Here is a 21038-nt window from a genome sequence, read left to right as displayed (position 1 = left end):
TATTAAACTCTTGATTTTTTCAATAAGCTATGGTATCCTTTTGTTAGTTAATAAACTTACAAAAGGAGAACAAATGTTTTCACCTACTAAATTAAAAGAAAAAAGAGAAAGTCAAGGATTATCTCAATCTCAACTTGCATCCAGTTTGGGAATTAGTAGAGCTTCGTACTTTAATTGGGAATCAGGTAAAACAAAACCTAATCAAAATAATCTAAGCAAATTGAGTGAGATTTTGAATGTAGACCCTCGATATTTTGAATCAGAGTATGAAATAGTAGAAACCTATCTCAAACTAACGGAAAGGAATCAAGAAGCAACACTTCATTATGCTACAGAACTATTGAACAAACAGAATGCGAAGGTTGTAGAAATTCCTGAGCGTTTTGCTTATAAAGTTTACGAAAAATTATCAGCTGGTACAGGAACAGCTTATTTTGATGATGGTAATTACGATACAGTTTATTTTAATCATCAATTTGATTATGACTTTGCATCATGGGTGTTTGGAAATTCAATGGAACCGACATATGAAGATGGTTCTGTAGCCCTTATTAAGCAAACGGGATTTGATTATGACGGGGCTATCTATGCCATAGATTGGGATGGTCAAACATATATTAAGAAAGTGTATCGTGAAGAAAATGGGCTTCGTTTAGTTTCACTCAATCGGAACTATTCAGATAAGTTTGCGCCTTATGATGAGAATCCTCGCATTATAGGGAAAATAGTTGGGAACTTTATGCCTTTAGAGGACTAAGTATGAGTTGGTTTGATTATAGTCTCGAACCTCAAAGTGACATTGCCTTTATTGATATGAAATCTTTTTACGCAAGTGTAGAATGTGTAGATAGAGGATTACACCCACTTAAGACTTCGCTTTGTGTTATGAGTCGTGCAGATAATTCTGCGGGTTTAATCCTTGCTTCCTCTCCTATGTTTAAAAAGGTCTTTGGAAAGTCGAACGTTGGACGTTCCTATGATTTACCATTTGATGTAAAGACTCGCAAATTCTCTTATTATAATGCTAAGAAGCAAGGTTTACCGACAACGATAGACTATGTCCGCTATATAGAGGAATGGGCAAAATCAACCGTGATTGTTCCTCCGAGAATGGATACTTACATTGCTGTCAACATGGAGATTCAAAAAATCTTTCAAGATTTTGCAGCACCAGATGATATTTATCCCTACTCAATTGATGAAGGATTTATTGATTTAACAAGTTCATTAAATTATTTTGTACCAGATAAAAGTATTAGTAGGAAAGATAAATTAGATATTATTTCGGCTGCTATTCAAAAAAAGATTTGGAGAAAAACTGGAATCTATTCAACTGTAGGCATGTCTAATGCCAATCCCTTATTAGCTAAGCTGGCACTTGATAATGAAGCTAAAAAGACTCCGACAATGAGAGCCAATTGGTCCTATGAGGATGTCGAAAAGAAAGTATGGACTATTCCTAAAATGACAGATTTCTGGGGAATTGGAAATCGCATGGAGAAAAGATTACATAATTTAGGTATCTTTTCGATTAAAGAATTGGCTCAGGCTAATCCTGACTTGATTAAAAAAGAGCTTGGTATCATGGGTCTAGAGTTATGGTTCCATGCCAATGGGATTGATGAAAGTAATGTTCATAAACCTTATAAGCCAAAGTCAAAAGGGATAGGGAACTCTCAAGTTTTACCAAAAGATTATATTAAACAAAGAGATATTGAGATCATACTTCGTGAGATGGCAGAACAAGTTGCAGTTAGATTGAGAAGATCTGGTAAAAAAGCAACAGTAGTTTCTATACATCTAGGCTACTCTAAAGTGGAACAAAAGCGTTCTATCAATACTCAAATGAAAATTGAACCAACTAATCAAACAGCACTACTGACAAACTACGTTTTAAAGTTATTTCACACTAAATATACTTCAGGAGCTATCAGGAATGTTGCGGTTAACTATTCTGGTTTAGTGGATGAATCCTTTGGATTGATTTCATTATTTGATGATATTGAGAAAATAGAAAAAGAAGAAAGGCTCCAGTCCGCAATCGATGCTATTCGAACAGAATTTGGGTTCACTTCACTATTGAAAGGTAATGCCCTAGATCAAGCTTCTAGAACAATTGCTAGAAGCAAACTCATTGGTGGTCATTCAGCTGGAGGATTAGATGGACTAAAATAATGAATCGTTCTTATTTACCTTTTGAGTCTGCCCGAGTATATCAGGATCGTGGCATGGCTAAGTGGATGGGCTTCTTTTTATCAGAACATTCCAGTTCTCTTTGGGCAGAAAAAAATAAAGAAGATATCTCCATTTCCCTATCATTGGAAGAGAAAGTTCTATTTGTTCGTCAACTTTATACGAATGTATTCCCTGCAACTTTTGTTTTTAAGTTTTCTAATCAAAGAAAAGTAGTATCAGGTATTGTTAAAGAGATTGGAAAAGAGTTTATATCTATAAAATCAGACACTGGTTTTCTTCGATTAAAATGGGAAGATATACTCGATATACAGATAGAAGGGGAGGAATTACATGAATCGTAAAGAATTATATGATGATAAATTACAGCTAGATTATTTTTCAGATTCTTATTTACAGTTTGAGTCAGATTTTTACAAGTATTCAGCTTTAGATATACCATTAACATTTATCACAGATGATATTTTACGCACAATGGCTATGTCTCAAAAACATTATTTTAAACTTAACAAAAGTAAATCTTTAGACGGTCGTGATCATTACTTTGTTTTTTCTATCAAGATGAACAAAGACAGTAGTGGTATTAGACAGTATGAATATCAGAGACATTGTTTTAATTTGTAAGAGTCCGACAGGGCTCTTTTTTCTGTGATAATTTTATCAAAAAGTATTTGTTATACTTTTTTTAATTTAGATTTATCTTGGGGGTTTGGGGGCGTGCCACCACATTTTCATATCGTTTGTTTTTTGAACCGTGAGGTTTGAAATGGCAGGCGATATGATTTTTGGGATATTGTGGACACAATATCTGAGCTCGCAAAGCCATACAAAAATGTTGAATCTATTTTGTAAAACGTACTGACAGTGTATGTAAGCTTACATTGTCAGTACAAGTATCTATGAGAGAGGATAAATCATATGAAAAGAAATATACGTAGTATTCGGAAACAATTTCGCTTAACAGAAACGGAAGAAAAACAAATACTAGATTTAATGAGAGAGAAAGGAGATGATAATTTTTCTGATTTTCTCCGTAAAAGCTTACTATTATCTGATGGACAAAAACAGATGGAAAAATGGTTCAACCTTTGGAAAAAACAAAAGTTGGAACAAATTAGTCGTGATGTTCATGAAGTATTCATAATTGCTAAAACAAATCATCAGGTTACTCACGAACATGTTTCTATTTTGTTAACTTGTATTCAGGAATTAATTAAAGAGGTAGAAAAAACAGGTCCTCTTAGTGAAGATTTTTGTAATAAATACATGAGGTAGTAGAGTGGAGCACAGATATAGAACAAATTTAAAAAAAGTCTTTCTATCTGATCTAGAATTAGTCAAATTGAATGAAAATATCTCAAAAAGTAACTGCTTATCATTCTCAGAATATGCTAGACGAACTCTACTAGATCCTGGTATGAATTTTATCACCATTGATACAAATAGTTATCAAGATTTGATTTTTGAATTAAAACGAATCGGAAATAATATTAATCAAATAGCCAGAAGCATAAATTATTCGAATTTAATAACGGAAGTTGAATTAAATGAGTTGAGAAAAGGTATAGAAGAGTTAATAGTAGAAGTGGAGAAAGATTTTCTTATTCGATCTGAAAAATTGAGGAAATTTTATGGTCATCACTAAACACTTTGCGATTCATGGAAAAAATTATCGTAGTAAACTAATCAAATATATTTTGAATCCAAGTAAAACAAAAAATCTAACACTAGTTTCAGATTTTGGTATGAGAAATTATTTAGATTTTCCTAGTTATAAAGAACTAGTGAAGATGTACAATGATAATTTTTTAAGTAATGATACTCTTTATGAATTTCGTCATGATAGGCAAGAAGTAAATCAACGAAAAATTCATTCTCATCACATCATTCAGTCCTTTTCTCCAGATGACCATCTCACTCCTGAACAAATCAATCGAATTGGTTATGAGGCAGCTAAAGAGTTGACAGGAGGTAGATTTCGTTTTATTGTAGCAACTCATGTCGATAAAGGTCATATCCACAATCACATCATCCTAAATTCAATTGATCAGAATTCTGATAAAAAGTTTCTATGGGATTATAAGGCAGAACATAATCTACGAATGGTTTCTGATCGTCTTTCAAAAATTGCAGGGGCAAAAATTATAGAAAATCGTTATTCGCATCGTCAGTATGAAGTTTATCGCAAAACAAATTACAAATATGAAATAAAACAACGGGTATATTTTCTAATCGAGAACTCGAAAAATTTTGAAGATCTTAAGAAAAAAGCTAAAGCTTTACATTTAAAAATTGATTTTAGACACAAGCATGTTACTTATTTTATGACTGATTCAAATATGAAACAAGTCGTACGTGATAGTAAATTGAGTAGAAAACAACCTTATAATGAAACTTATTTTGAGAAAAAGTTTGTTCAAAGGGAAATCATAAACATATTAGAATTTTTACTTCCGAAAATGAAGAATATGAATGAATTGATTCAACGAGCAGAAGTTTTTGGCTTAAAAATAATTCCGAAAGAAAAACATGTTCTATTTGAATTTGATGGGATTAAGCTTGCAGAGCAGGAATTGGTAAAAACGAATCTGTATAGTGTTAGTTATTTTCAAGACTATTTTAATAACAAAAATGAAACTTTTGTCTTAGATAATAAAAATTTAGTTGAACTTTACAATGAAGAAAAGATAATTAAAGAAAAAGAGTTGCCGTCAGAAGAGATGGTATGGAAATCTTATCAAGATTTCAAGAGAAATAGAGATGCTGTTCATGAGTTTGAAGTAGAGTTGAATCTTAATCAAATAGAAGAAGTAGTAGACGATGGAATTTACATTAAGGTACAGTTTGGTATCCGACAAGAAGGACTTATTTTTGTACCAAATATTCAGATCAATATGGAAGAAGAAAAAGTTAAAGTATTTCTCAGAGAAACTAGTTCTTACTATGTATATCATAAAGATTCAGTAGAAAAAAATCGATTTATGAAAGGTAAAACTTTGATTAGACAATTTAATCTTCAGTATGAACCACAGTATATGTATAGAAGAATTCCTCTTAGCAAAATTAAAGAAAAAATAGAACAATTAGATTTTCTTATATCTGCGGAAAATAGTTCGAATGATTTTGAAGATATAACAAATGATTTCATTGCCCAAATATCATATCTAGAGAATATGATTGAACAAGTCCAAAATAAAATTAATGATTTAACTAATTTAGAGGAAGTATTGTTGAAAGATACGACAAATAGTTCTAGCAATTTAGAAAATAGTATTCAAGGTAAAAGTTCAGTAGATACAATAGAGAAGGATTTATACATATATAAAGGAAAGATTGAAACACTGAAGGAACAACATAGAGAAGCAATAAATTTATTTGAAATGTTTAATAAAACAATAAAGAAATATAAGGAAAAACAAAATATGAAATCTATTAAGGAAAATGAGATACATTTAGAGTAAACAGTTTCCTAAAAGGTATATATAGAATAGTTTCATGTGCCAATTTGTCACATATTTAAAAATAAGAAAATAACTATATTATACTTGTTTTAGGAGACATTGGATGTTGAAAAGGATTAGAGATTTACGCGAGGATGATGATTTGACACAAGAATATGTTGCAAAAACAATCTTAAATTGTACAAGATCAGCGTATTCTAAAATGGAATCAGGTATCAGGTTAATCTCTATAGATGACCTTATCAAACTTGCAGATTTTTATAATGTAAGTTTAGATTACCTTGTAGGTCGAGTGGATAATAAAGAAGACCATTACTCCAAAAAGTATTAGGTTAAGAAAGCACATTGACAATTGAATAGTCCAAAATGGTACTTTCCTCATTTGTGGAGCAGTTTTGAATGGCTCGCCATGATAAGAGCGATATTAAAACCATCAATAAAATAGAGCGATACTTTATATGCCATGATACAAATGATATACAATGATACTTCTGACCGTTCAGGCTGCCACCGTGAAAGAGCAGCAAGTGAAATTCTTATGATGACTTCATCAGTCATGCCATGGAGGAGAAAATATTTTTTAGGAAGGATGATGACATGAATATAAAATATATATCTGTCGAAAATTCCATTGCAGAATGGGCCGATAAAAAAGGAATTCTAAAAAGATGGGATGGTTTAAATCAATATACATTGAACAGATGGATTAAAGAAATGCGAGAAAACAGAACATTTTCCATGTATGTAATTAACCCAACCCATAAACTTGTTTTCATTAATCTAGAAGGATTTGAAAGTTTCTTAAGATGGAAGCAAAAGCGGACAAAATAAGGAAGTCATGGTATAATATAGGGTAGTTATTTATTCTATACAACAATGATTTATTTCTTTTTAAGAGTTAAGAGGAATTAAATTATGTATTATGTAACTAAAACAAATTCAAAAGGGCAACCCTTATATCAAGTGGTTGAAAAGTACAAAGATCCACTAACAGGAAAGTGGAAATCAGTAACTGTAAGTTACACTAGGAATACTAGTAGGGCGAGGAAACAAGCTGAAAGAGAGGTTCTTGATAAGATAGATAGACTAACTACTTCATTTGAAAGTCAGTTTAGCCCTGAACTGATTACAACATTTGGAGAGTTAAAAGAAAATTGGTTTCAGACTTGGTGTGTCTCTGTTAAACCACAAACAATTCAGAGAGAACTACTGGTGATGAAGCGTCTTGGGAAAATTATAGGAGATGATTTTTTATTAGACAGGATTACTCCACTTCTGATGAAAAAAAGTCTCAATAAATATTTAGAAATATATGATGCATCACCTTCAACAATGACTCATATAAAAAGTACTTGTAATAAGATTTTTAATCATGGTGTGTTATATAATGTCATTAAGTTCTCTCCTATGACTGCGGTAAAACTAGATATTTCACTAGAGAAAAGGCGTAAAGCAAAAGAAAGACATGATTCTAAATTTCTAGAAATCCATGAATTACACGCATTTTTTGATGTATTAAGCCAATGCAGAAATGCAAACTATTATGATCTTGCTATAGTATTGTTGCTTACAGGTATTCGAATTAGTGAAGCTGCTTTTTTACCATCAGATATTGATTTTGAAAAAGGAATCTTGCATATTGATAAGGCACTTCAATATCATTGTTTAAAAGTTGAACAATTTCACTTTGATACAACTAAAACACTCAATTCAATTAGAGAAGTAGCTTTGCCTGAAGCTGCAAGCGAAGCTATTAAAAGGACAATACAGAGAAATAAAGAGTTTGATGCTTATATGGAGAAACATCCCTGTCCTGCTTTTACACATTCTGAAAGTGTATTTAGAACAGAATACGGCTCTCCAATAACATCAAGCACTTTTCGTCAAATTTTGAAACGAATAGAAGGAAAATTATTGACAAATTGTTTAAGTGACTATGGTTTTAAGTGGGTAAAACATGTTACTCCCCATTCGTTTAGGCATATGCATATTAGTTACCTTCAAAGTAATGAGATGCACATAGCAGTGAAAGATATTATGACTAGAGTAGGACACGCTAACTTTGAGACAACAATGGGCTATACACATAATATAAATCGTTCACAAGAAAATACTGTAAAAGCCTTAAATCAATTTGTAGAAAATCACAATTTCCATTTTGAAGAATTGAAAAGTTATACCTGTAAATATTCCAGAATAATTGAAAAATTCATTGAAACTAGTGATAATAGCAATAAAGTAGAATTAAGTGTCGATGAGTTCAAAGACTTGTTACATCTTAGTCCACGTTACTCACCTAAAAATATTATTTCGAATTTACTATTAAAAATCAAAAAAGATATTGTCAAATACCACCCACAGTTTGATATAAAGATTGTGAAATCAAGTGAGAATCAAATCAGAGGTTTTTCCATTGCATGGTAGTTTTGGTGTTCGCTTGGTGTTTAGACAATAGTAAAATAAAATAGGGGCTCTAAACCCTTGCTACGAAAGGAAAAAAACTCAATGGCTACTATTCAATGGTTCCCGGGCCACATGTCTAAGGCTCGGCGACAAGTTCAGGAGAATCTAAAATTTGTTGATTTTGTGACGATTTTGGTGGATGCTCGGCTACCTTTATCTAGTCAAAATCCTATGTTAAACAAGATTGTGGGTGATAAACCGAAGCTCTTGATTTTAAATAAAGCGGACCTAGCAGACCCGGCAATGACCAAAGAATGGCGTCAGTATTTTGAATCACAGGGAATTCAAACTCTGGCTATCAACTCCAAAGAGCAAGTAACTGTGAAAGTTGTGACAGATGCTGCTAAAAAGCTCATGGCTGATAAGATTGCACGCCAGAAAGAACGCGGTATCAAGATCGAAACCTTGCGGACTATGATTATCGGAATTCCAAACGCTGGTAAATCAACTCTGATGAACCGCTTGGCTGGTAAGAAAATCGCAGTTGTCGGCAACAAACCTGGTGTGACCAAGGGGCAACAATGGCTTAAAACCAATAAAGACCTGGAAATCTTGGATACACCAGGAATTCTTTGGCCTAAGTTCGAAGATGAAACTGTCGCTCTAAAACTAGCCTTGACTGGAGCTATCAAAGACCAGTTGCTTCCTATGGATGAGGTGACCATTTTTGGTCTCAATTATTTCAAAAAACATTATCCGGAAAAGCTAGCTGAACGCTTCAAACAAATGAAAATTGAAGAAGAAGCACCTGTTATCATCATGGATATGACACGTGCTCTCGGTTTCCGAGACGACTACGACCGCTTTTACAGCCTCTTCGTCAAGGAAGTCCGTGATGGCAAACTTGGTAACTATACCTTAGATACATTGGACGACATCGATGACAACGATTAAAGAAATCAAAGAACTTCTTGCTACTGTCAAAGAATTAGACAATCCTCTTTTTCTAGAATTCGAAAAAGATACTCGTTCTGGAGTTCAAAAGGAAATCAGCAAGCGAAAAAAAGCTATTCAGGCAGAACTGGATGAAAACCTTCGTTTGGAATCCATGCTTTCCTATGAAAAAGAGCTTTATAAACAAGGAGTGACCTTAATAGCAGGTGTTGACGAGGTCGGCCGTGGTCCACTGGCTGGACCTGTAGTCGCTGCAGCCGTTATTTTACCAAAAAATTGTAAGATTAGAGGCCTAAACGATAGCAAGAAGATCCCTAAAAAGAAACATTTGGAAATTTATCATGCTGTTCAAGACCAAGCCTTGGCAATCGGGATTGGTATCATGGATAATCAAGTCATCGACCAAGTCAATATCTATGAAGCGACCAAACTGGCCATGAAGGAAGCAATCTCCCAGCTCAGTCCGCAGCCTAAGCACCTCTTGATAGATGCCATGAAATTGGAATTACCGATTTCACAAACCTCCATTATCAAAGGAGATGCTAACTCCCTCTCCATCGCAGCTGCATCTATAGTGGCCAAGGTGACACGGGATAATATTATGAAGGACTATGATAATCAATACCCCGGCTATGACTTCACGGCTAATGCAGGATATGGAACAGCTAAACATCTAGAAGGGCTCGAGAAACTAGGAGTTACCCCAATTCACCGGACCAGTTTTGAACCAGTCAAAACACTGGTTTCAATTAAGAAAGATAAGTAAGAGGAAATGATTATGGAGGAACAGTCAGAAACACTCAGTTCCAAGAAAGAATTTGCCTTTGCCTCAAGCACCATATTATCCCAAGTTGGGCGAGGGGTCATTGTCGGTCTCGTCGTCGGGCTAATCGTCGGATCCTTTCGGTTTTCAATCGAAAAAGGCTTCCACCTGATACAAGGACTCTATCAAGATCAAGCGCACCTAGTCCGCAATCTTTTTATCATTGGTCTATTTTATTTAATAGTTTGCTGGCTCAGTGCGAAACTAACTCGGTCAGAAAAAGATATCAAGGGTTCAGGAATTCCTCAAGTCGAAGCCGAATTAAAAGGACTCATGACTCTTAACTGGTGGAGTGTCCTCTGGAAAAAGTATATTCTAGGGATTCTTGCTATTGCCAGTGGCCTTATGCTAGGTAGAGAAGGGCCAAGTATTCAACTTGGAGCAGTTGGTGGTAAAGGCATTGCCAAGTGGCTCAAATCTAGCCCAGTAGAGGAACGTTCCTTGATTGCCAGTGGTGCTGCAGCAGGATTAGCAGCTGCCTTTAATGCACCAATCGCAGGTCTTCTCTTTGTTATAGAAGAAGTTTACCACCATTTTTCACGCTTTTTTTGGGTCTCAACTTTAGCGGCTAGTCTCGTAGCAAACTTTATTTCTCTGCTCATATTTGGCCTAACCCCCGTACTGGATATGCCAGATAACATCCCTCTCATGACCCTGGACCAGTATTGGATATACCTCCTCATGGGAGTTTTTCTCGGGCTTTCTGGTTTTCTCTATGAGAAAGCTGTACTCAATGTTGGTCGAGTTTATGATTGGCTTGGTCAAAAAATCCATTTGGATAGAGCTTATTATCCAATCTTGGCCTTTATCCTTATCATACCAGTCGGGATTTTCTTGCCACAAATCCTTGGTGGTGGAAATCAGGTCGTTCTTTCTTTGACTGAGCAAGATTTTAGTTTCCAAATTCTATTAGCTTACTTTTTGATTCGCTTTGTTTGGAGCATGATTAGTTATGGAAGTGGTCTCCCAGGAGGAATTTTCCTTCCCATTCTGGCGCTTGGTTCCTTACTCGGTGCCCTGATTGGTGTTATTTGTGTGAAACTTGGGCTTGTCAGTCAGGAACAATTCCCCATATTTGTCATTTTAGGAATGAGTGGCTACTTTGGAGCAATATCTAAGGCTCCCTTAACAGCTATGATACTCGTAACTGAGATGGTAGGTGACATTCGCAACCTCATGCCACTTGGCTTAGTGACCTTAGTCGCATATATTGTCATGGATCTACTCAAGGGTGCTCCAGTCTATGAGGCCATGCTAGAAAAAATGCTACCAGAAGAAGCAACAGACGAAGGAGAAGTAACACTAATTGAAATTCCTGTTTCAGATAAAATAGCAGGAAAACAGGTTCACGAGCTCAACTTGCCACATAACGTACTCATCACCACCCAAGTCCATAATGGCAACAGCCAAACAGTTCACGGCTCAACCAGAATGTATCTCGGAGATATGATTCACCTAGTTATTCCAAAAAGTGAAATTGGGAAGGTCAAAGATTTGTTATTGTAGAAGTTTTTACATAATTTATGTTATGTGAAAATGAATTTCTTAATTAAATACACTAGAAAACCGATTCTCAGTAATGAGATCGGTTATTTTTTCCTGTAAAGCTATTTCACATACAAGTAATTGAACTTTGGTAAAAATAAGACTATAATTAAGTTAGAAATGATAAAGCATAAAGCTAGAAAGGAGTTTACTGTATCAAATCTGAACAGTAAGATTAAAATCATGAAAAAGAAAACAATAGCAATTATACAATGTATTTTGTATCTCATAGCTCCTTATATAGCTCTTCAGTTATGTAGAATGAACAGAAGTATCGTTACAGATAATCTCTTTTTTATTTTCCTTATTCTGCTGACTATTTCATTCTGGTTTAGTATTTGGAAACTAGAAAAGGCACTAGATAATGATTCACAATAATAACTCCAAAGACTTAGATCTAAAACTGGAAATTTTTGTACTTTTCCTTAGACAGTGGACAAACCCTTGATACGACTGAGTTTAAGGCGTAATGTACATTTTCTAAAAAATATACTTTATAATCGAAATGTACTTTATTTTGAGGCAAGATAAAGTACATTTTTTATCCAGTAGCTTAGATACATAATGTACAAAAATACCCCCTTTTAAACCCCGTTATAAATGTTTTGTTTGTAGGTCTAAGTCTTTTTATCACTTTTAAAAAATTCCTATAACATCTTTCCGAAAAACTATAATTTTCTTGAAAAATATGTAAGTCTATGCTATACTACTAGTAGACTTAATTTTGGAGAAAATACATGAAACGTGAGATTTTACTGGAACGAATCGACAAACTAAAACAAATCATGCCCTGGTATGTTCTGGAATACTACCAATCTAAGCTTGCTGTTCCCTACAGTTTTACAACCTTGTACGAATACCTCAAGGAATACGATCGTTTTTTCAGCTGGGTTTTAGAGTCTGGGATTTCAAACGCGGATAAAATTGCTGATATTCCTTTATCGGTCTTGGAAAATATGTCAAAGAAAGATATGGAATCCTTTATTCTTTATCTACGAGAACGACCTTTGCTGAATGCCAATACAACCAAACAAGGTGTTTCTCAGACGACAATCAATCGCACTTTGTCAGCACTATCTAGTCTTTATAAGTACCTAACCGAGGAAGTCGAAAACGACCAGGGTGAGCCTTATTTCTATCGTAATGTAATGAAGAAAGTTTCAACCAAGAAAAAGAAAGAAACACTTGCTGCTAGAGCTGAAAACATCAAACAAAAACTCTTTCTAGGTGATGAAACAGAAGGTTTTTTAACCTATATCGACCAGGAGTACCCACAACAGCTCTCAAATCGTGCACTCTCGTCATTCAATAAAAATAAAGAACGTGATTTAGCCATTATTGCCCTTCTCTTGGCGTCTGGTGTCCGCTTATCTGAAGCTGTTAATCTGGATCTAAGAGACCTCAATCTCAAAATGATGGTTATAGATGTCACTCGAAAAGGGGGCAAACGTGATTCTGTCAATGTCGCGGCCTTTGCAAAACCTTATCTAGAGAATTACCTCGCTATTCGAAATCAACGCTATAAGACGGAAAAGACAGATACAGCACTATTTCTCACCTTATATCGTGGCGTTCCCAATCGTATTGATGCTTCTAGTGTTGAAAAGATGGTTGCTAAGTACTCTGAGGACTTCAAAGTCCGTGTAACTCCCCACAAACTTCGCCATACCCTGGCTACTAGGCTATATGATGCTACTAAATCGCAAGTTTTGGTCAGCCATCAGTTAGGTCATGCTAGCACACAAGTCACTGACCTCTATACCCATATCGTCAATGATGAACAAAAGAATGCTCTAGATAGTTTGTAGAATACATAAAATTATTTATGTAAATTATAACTCATAAAAAGAAGCTGGTCATATAACCAACTCCTTTTCTTTTTATCCCACTACTGCTTCAGCGATTTCTTCACGGCTAATTCCAGAGAAGTAGCGTGTAATGTCAATAGTTTCTAAGGCATTAAGAACATCTTCGCGTTCGTATTTCACTCCACGAAGGACATCTTCTACAGCTGCAACGTCTTCAATACCAAAGAAGTCACCATAAATCTTGATGTCTTGGATTTTTGATTCGAGAACATCAGCAAAGACTTCGACTTTACCACTAGTGAATTTGGTTCCACGACGGACGTTAAATTCAGGTGATTTACCGTAGTTCCAGTCCCAAGTTCCAAACTTGGTATCCTTGATGCGGTTGATTTCAGCCAATTCTTCCTCAGAAAAAACGTATTCTGTCATTTCTGGATACTCTTTTTTCATGTATTCCAATAGCAAATCACGAAATTCTTCAACTGTGATTTTTTCTGGCAATTCATTGACAATATTGGTTACACGAGCACGGACAGATTTCACACCTTTTGACTCAAATTTGTCCTTTGAAACCTTGAGGGCGTTAGCAAGGACTGACAAATCAACGTCGAAGAGCAAGCAACCGTGGTGCATGATACGGCCGTTGATATAGGCTTGGGCATTTCCACAGAATTTTTTACCGTCAATTTCTAAGTCGTTACGGCCAGTAAACTCAGCTTTAACACCAAGTTGAGCCAAGGTATTGATGACTGGAGTTGAGAAGCTCTTAAAGTCAAAGGCACGGTTTTCATCTTCTTTTGAGATAATTGTGTAGTTGAGGTTGTTTAGATCGTGGTAAACAGCTCCACCACCGCTGATACGGCGGACTACCTCAATACCATTTTCTCGAACATAATCACGGTTGATTTCTTCGATAGTATTCTGGTGACGTCCAACAATGATAGATGGCTTGTTAATCCAAAGTAGGAAGATTTGATCCTCATCCAAAAGATGTTTAAAGGCATATTCTTCCAAGGCGATATTAAAGGCAGTGTCGTTTGAATGATTGATAATGTATTTCATGATATCCCTTTATACGATAGAGACTGGAAAATACCTTTCCAGTCTATTCTATCTTCGATTTATTTTTTCTTAGGTGAATGGATAGCCATTCCTAGAACATCTGCAAATGCTTCGTACATCACTTCAGAGTAGGTTGGGTGCCCATGGATGGTCTTAAGCATTTCTTCAACAGTGATTTCCATTTCGATGATGCTTGATGCCTCATTGATCAATTCTGCAGCTGCAGGACCGATGATGTGAACACCAAGAATTTCTCCGTATTTCTTATCAGCGATAACTTTTACGAAACCTTGAGCAGCATCAGATGCAATCGCACGTCCGTTCGCAGCAAAATTGAATTTACCGATAGCGACATCGTATTTCTCACGTGCTTGTTCTTCAGTCAAGCCTACTGCTGCTACTTCAGGAAGAGTGTAGATGGCTGCAGGAGTCAAGTTCAGTTTGGCAACAGCATGATTTCCTTTAAGGGCATTTTCAGCGGCAACTTCACCCATACGGAAGGCTGCGTGCGCCAACATCTTAGTACCATTGATATCACCTGGTGCGTAAATACCTGGAACAGAAGTTTCCATGTATTCGTTGACCTTGATACGTCCACGATCCAATTCAAACTCAACATCGCCAATTCCTTCGAGGTCTGGCACACGACCAATTGAAAGGAGCGCTTTGCTTGCGATGATATCATCTTTTCCTTCAACCTTGATACGAAGTTGACCATTTTCCTCGATGATTTCTTGCAGTTTCATACCTGTTAAGATGGTCATTCCTTTACGCTCAAGGATCAAGCGAAGGTTCTTAGAAACTTCCGCATCCATAGCTGGAACGATACGGTCCATCATTTCGATAACAGTTACTTTTGACCCAAATGTCATAAAGGCCTGACCGAGTTCGATACCGACAACTCCACCACCGATGATAACAAGGCTTTCTGGAACTTCGTTCATTTCAAGAATATCATCGCTGGTCATCACAAGTGGAGATTCCATACCAGGTACGTTGATCTTGCTGACTTTTGAACCACCAGCAAGGATGATTTTCTTGGTTTCAAGCAATTCAGAACCATTTACCAAGACATTTTTGTCTTTAGTGATGGTACCAATTCCTTTATGAACAGTAACACCGTAGCTACGAAGAAGACCTGCAACTCCGCCAACCAAGGTATTAACAACCTTAGACTTGGTTTCAAGGAGTTTGTCCATATCTACAGTGAAGTTTGGATTTTCAATGACGATACCACGGTTTGCTGCATGACCGATGTTTTCGATGATTTCAGCATTGTGAAGGTAGGTCTTCGTTGGGATACAACCACGGTTCAAGCAGGTTCCACCAAGTTCAGATTTCTCAACAAGAGCAACCTTACCACCGAGTTGGGCTGCTTTAATAGCAGAAACATAACCAGCAGGTCCACCACCGATCACAACGATATCAAAGGCATCGTCGCTCTTTCCGTCGTCGTTTGAGGCACTAACTGCAGGTGCAGGTTTTGATTCTGGCGCAGCCACTCCAGCTGTTGGAATATTTTCCCCTTCTTCCCCAAGGTAACCGATAACTTCCGTTACAGGGACAGTTTCTCCATCTCCTTTGAGGATGGCAATCAAGTATCCATCTTCTTCGGCTTCCAATTCCATGCTGACTTTGTCAGTCATGATTTCCAAAAGGATTTCTCCTTCTTTTACAAATTCACCGACTTTTTTATTCCATTGGACGATTTGTCCTTCTGTCATATCCACGCCGGCTTTTGGCATAATTACTTCTAAGGCCATGTCTTACTTCCTTTATCTAAATCTCTAAAATACAATAGCTGACTTAAACCAACATTGAGATCGGATTCTCAATCAAGGCTTTCAAGTCTTTCATAAACTTAGCACCAGCCATACCATCTACAACACGGTGGTCAATAGTTAATCCTAGGCTCATGATAGGACGAATAACAATCTCACCATTGACAACTACAGGTTTTTCAACTGTTGAGCTAACCCCAAGGATTGCTGAGTTGGGTTGGTTAATAATCGGACCAAAGGATTGAACGCCAAACATTCCCAAGTTACTGATTGTGAATGTTGAATTTTGAAGTTCACTTGGAGCCAATTTACCATCTAAGGTACGACCAATGACATCCTTGAAAGCTACAACCAGCTCTGAAAGACTCATCTTTTCAGCATTGTAAACAACAGGTGTCATCAATCCATTATCCATCCCAACTGCCATAGCAAGGTTGACATAGTTGTGAGTGACAATGGTCTTACCATCTTCGGTCAATGAAGCATTGATATAAGGATGTTTCATTAATGTCTTAACAACAGCCAGTGAAAGAAGATCAGTAACCGTAATTTTCTTACCAGTTGCTTCCATGATTGATTCAAGAACCTTCTTACGAAGAGCCAGCATTTCTGACATATCGACATCATAGTTGAGTGTGAAGGTTGGCGCGGTTAGGTAGGATTCAACCATACGTTGGGCGATGACCTTACGCATTGGTGTCATTGGAATACGCTCAATCTCACCATAAGGAGTGATATTGTCTGGAACTTCTTCCACTTTTTCGATTTGAGCAGGAGACTTGATAGTGTCGTTTTCGATATTTTCAGGAAGGAAGGCCAAAACGTCCTTCTTCATGATCTTACCATGATGACCAGTTCCTTGGATTTCCTGCCAAGCAATGTTATGTTCAAGGGCAATTCGTTTTGCAAGTGGCGAAATGCGAACCACGTTTGTGTCTTTATAAGTTTCCACGTCTTCTTTGTGGACACGACCGTTTGCACCTGAGCCAGAAACGTCGTAGAGGTTGATCCCTAGATCATCTGCTAACTTTCTAGCCGCAGGAGTCGCTCTTAGCTTGTCATCAGCCATGACCTCTCCAATTCTATTTATGATGCAAAGGGCGTTTAAAAGCGACCGAAAAATAGGAAATCTACGCAGACTTCGATGAAGTCAAGGAGATTTATCTTTTTTCCGAGCTTTTAGCCCGTGCTCTAATTTAAGATATTAAGGACGAAGAGGGCAATGAAAAAATAGGAAATTGACGATGTGTTCGATAAACACAAGGAAATCTATCTTTTTTTCGCAGACCTCCGTCCGAATTCAATTACATGATACAAAGGGCGTTAAAAGAGACTGAAAAATAGGAAATCTACGTAGGCTTCGATGAAGCCAAAAAGATTTATCTTTTTTCCGAGCTTTTAGCCCGTGTTCAACTCTACAAGTAACTTGAATACAACACATGTCTCAAGTTACTAAAGTTAAAAACCTCTAAAATTTTACATAATTTAATTTATGCAAGATTATTCTTTGTTATAAGTTTTTCGAATGGCATCTTTGATGCTTTCAACTGTTGGAATCATTGCATTTTCAAGGTTTTGTGCGTAAGGCATTGGCACATCTTCTCCTGCACAACGGCGGATTGGTGCATCTAGATAGTCAAATGCTTCTGATTCTGAAATAATTGCTGAAATTTCACCGATATAGCCACTTGTTTTGTGGGCATCGTTGACCAGAACGACCTTACCAGTTTTCTTAACTGAGTTAATGATGATATCCTTATCAAGTGGAACAAGGGTACGTGGGTCCACAATTTCAACTGAAATTCCTTCTTCTGCCAATTCTTCAGCAGCTTGAACCACACGGCGAAGCATTTTTCCATAAGTAACAACTGTTACATCCGTTCCTTCGCGTTTAATTTCGCCAACTCCAAGAGGGATTGTGTATTCTGGATCAACTGGCACTTCCCCTTTTTGGTTAAATTCCGACTTGTACTCAAGAATGATAACGGGGTTGTTATCACGGATAGAAGACTTGAGAAGTCCTTTCATGTCCGCAGGCGTACCAGGCGCTACAACCTTAAGTCCAGGAATGTGAGTGAACCAAGACTCTAGGGATTGCGAGTGCTGTGCTGCAGAACCAACTCCGTTACCAGCTGCACAACGGACAGTCATTGGAACTTGACCTTTACCACCAAACATATAACGTGTTTTAGCAGCTTGGTTGACGATATTGTCCATGGCAATGACTGAGAAATCCATAAAGGTCATATCTACGATTGGACGAAGTCCCGTCATGGCTGCTCCTGCTGCTGCTCCAGAGATGGCAGCTTCAGAAATCGGACAGTCACGGATACGTTCTGGACCAAATTCTTCAAGCATTCCAACAGAAGTTCCGAAGTCTCCTCCGAAGACACCGACGTCTTCTCCCATCAAGAATACATTTTCATCGCGACGCATTTCCTCAGACATAGCAAGGATAATAGTGTCACGGAAGGACATTGTTTTTGTTTCCATTTTATCTCTTTCTCCTTAGTCTGCGTAAATATCTTCAAATGCCGATTCTAGTGGTGGGAATGGGCTTTCTTCTGCAAATTTAACAGAGGCTTCTACTGCTTCCTTGACTTGTGCTTGAATTTCTTCCAATTCTTCGGCACTTGCAATAGTGTTTTCAATGAGGTACTTGCGAAGATTTTCGATTGGATCTTTTTGTTTCCACAATTCCACTTCTTCACGCGTACGATATTTACCAGGGTCAGATGATGAGTGACCAAGCCAGCGATAAGTTACACTTTCAATCAAGACTGGACCATTGCCACCACGAACATGATCTACAGCTTTTTTAAACCCTTCATAGACATCGATGACATTGTTTCCATCTTCGATAAACATTCCAGGAATTCCATATGCTGCGCTACGCTGATGGATATGTTCTACATTAGTCATTTTCTTGATATCCGCAGAGATACCGTAACCGTTGTTAATGCAATAGAAAATAACTGGAAGGTTCCAGATAGAAGCCATGTTCACTGCTTCGTGGAATACACCTTCGTTAGTCGCTCCATCTCCAAAGAAGCAGACGACGATTTTTCCAGTATTCTGCATTTGCTGACTGAGGGCTGCGCCAACAGCGATTCCCATACCACCACCAACGATACCATTGGCACCAAGGTTACCAGCATCAAGGTCGGCGATGTGCATAGAACCACCTTTTCCTTTACAGGTTCCAGTGTATTTTCCGAGGATTTCAGCCATCATTCCGTTGAGGTCGATCCCTTTGGCAATAGCTTGTCCGTGACCACGGTGGTTTGAGGTAATTAGATCATCTGGATTGAGAGCCAACATAGCACCCACGTTAGCTGCCTCTTCTCCAACAGAAAAGTGAGTCATACCGGGAACTTTCCCCTTTTTCACTAACTGAGCAATTTTTAAGTCCATGCGACGGATTTCTTCCATCTTACGGAACATCTCTAGCAAAAGATTTTTATCTAAAGTTGACATCTTCTTGCCTTTCTAACTTTGTACTTACTCTACTATTTTACCGTTTTTAGAAAACACTGTCAAAGTATATGACCGATAAAATTTCACAAGGTAAAAAAATAAATCCCCGTTTTAACAGGGATTCTCTCCAGTTAGATCATTTTTTCACAAAGTTATTTTTCGGAATATTTTCCAATAATTAGCTCAATCTTTTCATTACGGTTTTCAAACGCCATTGATACAAACAACCAGAAACAATCAAGCTGGCAATTAACCCAATCCAGTAGGCATATGCTCCTAAGTCAGTTGCCTGATCTAGTAGATATCCTAGAGGTATCGCTACTCCCCAATACCCGATTAAGCCAAGATAGAAAGGAACGATAGTGTCCTTATAGCCTCTTAGAATCCCCTGGAGCGGTGCCGCAAAGGTATCTGCTAACTGGAAGAAGAGACTGTAAGTCAGAAATACAGCAGTTGTTTCAATGAACTGAGAGTCATTCCCATATAGACTTGCTACACGATCTCTAAAAATGTAGAGAAAGGACAGGGTAAGACCAGCAAAAATGAGGGCTGTTATTCTCCCCAGACGAGCGTAGGTTTTTGCATCCTCAAAACGTTTAGCCCCCACCTCGTAAGACACAACAATTGCCATAGCAGAGGAAATACTCATGGGAAAAGCGTACATGAGACTCGAAAAATTCATAGCTGACTGGTGACTGGCGATGATGAGCGATGAAAACTTAGCCATGATTAGTCCCACCACGGAGAATATAGCTACTTCAGCAAATACGGTTCCTCCGATTGGTAGACCTAATCGAACACCTTCCTTGATTTTATCTATATTGAGTGGAATAGGTTTTTCAAGATGTAACGCTTTTAATCTTTCCTGTTTGAACAAAACAAGCAGGGAAATCCCCAATAAAACCCAATAGGCTAGCGAAGTTCCTAGACCTGCTCCTGCGCCACCAAGCTCTGGAAAACCAAGAGCTCCATAAATCAAGAGATAGTTAAAACCACTATTGAGCGGAAGTAATAGGAGCATCAGATACATAGATAGTTTAGTCAATCCAAGAGAATCCAACAAAGACCGAATGACACTAAAAAGCAACAAGGGAATAATCCCGATAGAAAGGTACCAAAGATAGAAAACTGCAACTGCCGCTACTTGAGCTTCTAGTCCGATATGGTTTAAGACAGGCGGTGCAAAGAATATTACCATGCCAAACAAGACCAAAGACAACCCGAAAGCCAAGTAGATGAATTGGTAAAAGTCAGATGCCACTTCTTCCTTTTTGCCTCGTCCCAGATGATGGCCTATGATGGGCACCAGGGCTGATACAATCCCTGTTAGGAATGTAAAGAAGGGATTCCAGATACTGGTTGCCATAGACACACCAGCCAAATCCATGGTATTGTACTGCCCAGTCATTGTTGTATCAACAAAAGAGGCAGAATAATTGGCAAATTGATAAATCAGGATAGGGAAAAATATCTTAAGAAATAAGACAAACTTATCTTTAAATTGATGGGTTGGGTACATAAGTGCTCTCTA

The 21038-nt window shown here is 37.2% G+C and carries 20 protein-coding genes; 14 read left to right on the top strand and 6 right to left on the bottom strand.

What is annotated here, in order from left to right:
* Positions 1-73: 73 nt before the first annotated feature.
* The 14 genes from ACIY14_RS01365 to xerS all read left to right on the top strand — a co-directional run bounded on the left by ACIY14_RS01365 (position 74) and on the right by xerS (position 13187).
* Complete coding sequence (locus tag ACIY14_RS01365) at positions 74-757, top strand: LexA family transcriptional regulator (RefSeq protein ID WP_000492698.1); 684 nt, start codon at positions 74-76, stop codon at positions 755-757.
* Positions 758-759: 2 nt separating this feature from the next.
* Positions 760-2175, top strand: a complete 1416-nt coding sequence (locus ACIY14_RS01360; protein WP_000118333.1) for a Y-family DNA polymerase — start codon at positions 760-762, stop codon at positions 2173-2175.
* Positions 2172-2537, top strand: coding sequence for a hypothetical protein (locus ACIY14_RS01355; protein WP_000981955.1), 366 nt, complete (start codon positions 2172-2174; stop codon positions 2535-2537). Before ACIY14_RS01360 ends, ACIY14_RS01355 begins: the two co-directional genes overlap by 4 nt.
* Positions 2527-2817 (top strand): DUF5960 family protein, encoded by a 291-nt coding sequence (locus ACIY14_RS01350; protein WP_001080184.1) that lies wholly within the window; start codon positions 2527-2529, stop codon positions 2815-2817. The genes ACIY14_RS01355 and ACIY14_RS01350 overlap by 11 nt, the downstream gene beginning before the upstream one ends.
* A 294-nt stretch (positions 2818-3111) precedes the next feature.
* Positions 3112-3468 carry an SAG1252 family conjugative relaxosome accessory protein gene (locus ACIY14_RS01345; RefSeq protein WP_000827835.1) on the top strand — a complete coding sequence of 119 codons (357 nt, stop codon included), beginning with the start codon at positions 3112-3114 and terminating at the stop codon, positions 3466-3468.
* Between the two features lie 4 nt (positions 3469-3472).
* Positions 3473-3838: a MobC family plasmid mobilization relaxosome protein gene (locus ACIY14_RS01340; protein ID WP_000401236.1), complete on the top strand. Its 366-nt coding sequence runs from the start codon at positions 3473-3475 to the stop codon at positions 3836-3838.
* Positions 3825-5654, top strand: coding sequence for an SAG1250 family conjugative relaxase (locus ACIY14_RS01335; protein WP_000237134.1), 1830 nt, complete (start codon positions 3825-3827; stop codon positions 5652-5654). Before ACIY14_RS01340 ends, ACIY14_RS01335 begins: the two co-directional genes overlap by 14 nt.
* A gap of 103 nt (positions 5655-5757) precedes the next feature.
* Positions 5758-5985, top strand: a complete 228-nt coding sequence (locus tag ACIY14_RS01330) for a helix-turn-helix domain-containing protein (RefSeq protein WP_409001270.1) — start codon at positions 5758-5760, stop codon at positions 5983-5985.
* Between the two features lie 266 nt (positions 5986-6251).
* A complete protein-coding gene (locus ACIY14_RS01325; RefSeq protein WP_001022845.1) occupies positions 6252-6485 on the top strand; it encodes a hypothetical protein in 234 nt (77 codons plus the stop codon).
* A gap of 84 nt (positions 6486-6569) precedes the next feature.
* Positions 6570-8078: a site-specific integrase gene (locus ACIY14_RS01320; RefSeq protein ID WP_000291923.1), complete on the top strand. Its 1509-nt coding sequence runs from the start codon at positions 6570-6572 to the stop codon at positions 8076-8078.
* A gap of 81 nt (positions 8079-8159) precedes the next feature.
* Positions 8160-9011, top strand: a complete 852-nt coding sequence (ylqF, locus tag ACIY14_RS01315; RefSeq protein WP_007516673.1) for a ribosome biogenesis GTPase YlqF — start codon at positions 8160-8162, stop codon at positions 9009-9011.
* Positions 8998-9777, top strand: a complete 780-nt coding sequence (locus tag ACIY14_RS01310; protein WP_409001269.1) for a ribonuclease HII — start codon at positions 8998-9000, stop codon at positions 9775-9777. Before ylqF ends, ACIY14_RS01310 begins: the two co-directional genes overlap by 14 nt.
* Positions 9778-9789: 12 nt before the next feature.
* Entirely contained in the window at positions 9790-11340 is a 1551-nt protein-coding gene (locus ACIY14_RS01305) for a chloride channel protein (protein ID WP_409001268.1), read from the top strand.
* A gap of 776 nt (positions 11341-12116) precedes the next feature.
* Entirely contained in the window at positions 12117-13187 is a 1071-nt protein-coding gene (gene xerS / locus ACIY14_RS01300; protein WP_045617143.1) for a tyrosine recombinase XerS, read from the top strand.
* Between the two features lie 72 nt (positions 13188-13259).
* On the opposite strand, the gene ACIY14_RS01295 is transcribed toward xerS, so the two are convergent.
* The 6 genes from ACIY14_RS01295 to ACIY14_RS01270 all read right to left on the bottom strand — a co-directional run bounded on the left by ACIY14_RS01295 (position 13260) and on the right by ACIY14_RS01270 (position 21026).
* Positions 13260-14249 carry a lipoate--protein ligase gene (locus tag ACIY14_RS01295; RefSeq protein ID WP_409001267.1) on the bottom strand — a complete coding sequence of 330 codons (990 nt, stop codon included), beginning with the start codon at positions 14247-14249 and terminating at the stop codon, positions 13260-13262.
* Positions 14250-14308: 59 nt separating this feature from the next.
* A complete protein-coding gene (lpdA, locus tag ACIY14_RS01290) occupies positions 14309-16012 on the bottom strand; it encodes a dihydrolipoyl dehydrogenase (protein ID WP_409001266.1) in 1704 nt (567 codons plus the stop codon).
* A gap of 43 nt (positions 16013-16055) precedes the next feature.
* Positions 16056-17099, bottom strand: coding sequence for a dihydrolipoamide acetyltransferase (locus ACIY14_RS01285; RefSeq protein ID WP_409001265.1), 1044 nt, complete (start codon positions 17097-17099; stop codon positions 16056-16058).
* A 431-nt stretch (positions 17100-17530) separates the two neighbouring features.
* Complete coding sequence (locus ACIY14_RS01280; RefSeq protein ID WP_049518715.1) at positions 17531-18523, bottom strand: alpha-ketoacid dehydrogenase subunit beta; 993 nt, start codon at positions 18521-18523, stop codon at positions 17531-17533.
* Between the two features lie 15 nt (positions 18524-18538).
* Entirely contained in the window at positions 18539-19507 is a 969-nt protein-coding gene (locus ACIY14_RS01275) for a thiamine pyrophosphate-dependent dehydrogenase E1 component subunit alpha (RefSeq protein ID WP_084864344.1), read from the bottom strand.
* Positions 19508-19685: 178 nt separating this feature from the next.
* Positions 19686-21026, bottom strand: a complete 1341-nt coding sequence (locus tag ACIY14_RS01270; protein WP_409001264.1) for an MATE family efflux transporter — start codon at positions 21024-21026, stop codon at positions 19686-19688.
* Positions 21027-21038: the final 12 nt, after the last annotated feature.

The sequence above is a fragment of the Streptococcus sp. ST16 genome (assembly GCF_046098135.1).
In the GTDB taxonomy this organism is placed as follows: domain Bacteria; phylum Bacillota; class Bacilli; order Lactobacillales; family Streptococcaceae; genus Streptococcus.
The sequence above is the reverse complement of the archived record's forward strand: the minus strand, read 5'-3'. Positions and strand labels throughout refer to the sequence as shown.